The organism is Candidatus Jidaibacter acanthamoeba (genome assembly GCF_000815465.1).
Classification (GTDB): domain Bacteria; phylum Pseudomonadota; class Alphaproteobacteria; order Rickettsiales; family Midichloriaceae; genus Jidaibacter; species Jidaibacter acanthamoebae.
In genome coordinates this window covers 1-2016 of the sequence record NZ_JSWE01000131.1, presented here as the reverse complement: position 1 = coordinate 2016, position 2016 = coordinate 1, and the positions used below count along the sequence as shown (strand labels likewise).

Here is a 2016-nt window from a genome sequence, read left to right as displayed (position 1 = left end):
GACATTCTTCTTTAGGATATTTATCTCCTAATGAGTTTGAAAACCTTTATTATAATAATTATATATAGACAACATTTGCCTACACACCAGGGGGAACTTCAGCAATAAATTACCCTAAAGAAATTGACTTTTTCACATCATTTTCAGATGTAATTTTTTTAGTCCAATTGTCATTATCCTTAATATTTATAAATTTTATATTTTTAGATTTTTCAGAACTGTTATTGTTTAGATCTTGATTTTCCTTATTACATTCATCAACAATACTTAAGGCTCTGTTAAAACACGATTTAACTAAATCAGGCAGGCTTTTTTTCAATAATATTTCACTAAAATAATCTTTATCTGTATTTAAAAAAAGGCTAAATATGTTTAGACATTCATCCTCTTTGAACTCATTGATATTGGTAACGGCTTTTTGCATCTTTATAAACATTTTCAATATAAAACCTTCGTCATGATATAATAAATAAAGTAAGCTCTGCCTTGAAAGATTTTCAGCCATAAACTTAAAACCATCTAAATGGTTATTTGCAAGTGTCCATTTAAATATTTTATAATCATCTAAACATAATACCTTATCCTTTACATAAAGCCCAAATTTATCTAACCAATCGGAAATCTTTTCAAAATTATTTTTTCTTAAATTAACTTTAAAAAAAAATAATTTTATCTTTGGTATCCTGGTTTTCTAGCTGGCTAATACTATTTTTCTTTAAATGCATTTTTTTTCGCATATTAATTAACCTGAATTAGTTTTAAAAATATTTGCTCATTAGAGAAATAAATAGATAATATAATTATATATTATAAAAAATAAATATTATGCAAGAAAAAGATAAAAATGATAATATAAATTTAGGCGAACAATTTGGCAGACAAGAAGATACTAGTAATAGGATTTCTAATAAGAGGAAACAACCTCAAGACGAAGATGACTTAGAAGCTGAATACACGGTATCACTACCGTATAAACCAATCTCTGAATCAAAGTGTATAAACTAACTTAAGTTGATAAGTTATAGAGAATATAACTTATAGAATTGAGGAAGTAAAAAGGAGTAATTATTAGTTTATTAGGTACCACCTTACACAACTAAAAATAGAAAAGCATTATAATTCTTAATATTAACAAGGATATATAACAAATTTATTATTATATATAAACTAACTTAACAATCTTCATAATTGTTAGGCTTAATTTAATATTATTATTGTATGAAGGTCTTATAAGGCAGGCTAATATCAAACTTAGCGACCTAAAAAGCACAGGATACTATGAAAAAATTTTTTATATTTATTTATATAGCCTTGTTGATAGTCATTTTATTAACTATAAGATATTTAAATGATTATTATAATCCTAAGTATTTCAAATTTGATCATTTTAAAACTTCCGTAGAAGCTCAGGACTTTATTAATAGCAGATTTTTAGAAAATACAGACACTGATAAATGCATAAATGAGATAAAAAAAGCAGGTGCTAGTTGTTTTAAAGTAGAAAAAGTACAACATAAAAATATAACTCCTACTCCTATTAACATATATATTTGTAAATATACTACCTCAGGATATTCCTCAGCTCCTTTTACCTACCGAAGTATAGTTTATAGTAACGAACAAGATAAACTTATTGGCGTAAAAATATATTTTAAGAACACAGTTCCTAATGTCCAAATCTATCAAGCACTATACTAGCATAGCGAAATGGCCCGGCCTTGTTGCTCAAATATGTAAAGGAGGTTGAAAATTAACAAAAGTCTGAAAGAATTGAAGTAAGAAGAATGGCTTAAAGAGTACAAGGCAATCATATTGATAAGCTAAGGAAAGAAACAGCTAAATTCAAATGAAGAAAAGAAACAAGAGTAAGATTAAATACAAAATAAATAATTGGAAAGAATATAATCAATCTTTAAAGAACAGAGGATCACTTACAGTCTGGAGAGGGGGAGATATAGAGCAGTTATGGTATGCTGTAAATGATAATATGTGTAAACAAGGACGCCTAACTTATTA

The 2016-nt window shown here is 26.4% G+C and carries 3 protein-coding genes; 2 read left to right on the top strand and 1 reads right to left on the bottom strand.

Going from position 1 to position 2016, the window contains the following annotated elements; translation table 11 throughout:
* Positions 1-109: 109 nt before the first annotated feature.
* Positions 110-505 (bottom strand): hypothetical protein, encoded by a 396-nt coding sequence (locus tag NF27_RS06860; RefSeq protein ID WP_039457446.1) that lies wholly within the window; start codon positions 503-505, stop codon positions 110-112.
* 320 nt (positions 506-825) lie between these two features.
* Between NF27_RS06860 and NF27_RS06855 the strand changes: the two genes are divergently transcribed.
* Together NF27_RS06855 and NF27_RS06850 are read left to right on the top strand one after the other, a co-directional pair.
* The gene (locus NF27_RS06855) at positions 826-1005 is read left to right on the top strand and encodes a hypothetical protein (protein ID WP_039457444.1); all 180 of its coding nucleotides are present in this window, start codon (positions 826-828) and stop codon (positions 1003-1005) included.
* 273 nt (positions 1006-1278) lie between these two features.
* Positions 1279-1698, top strand: coding sequence for a hypothetical protein (locus NF27_RS06850; RefSeq protein WP_039457442.1), 420 nt, complete (start codon positions 1279-1281; stop codon positions 1696-1698).
* Positions 1699-2016 lie beyond the last annotated feature (318 nt).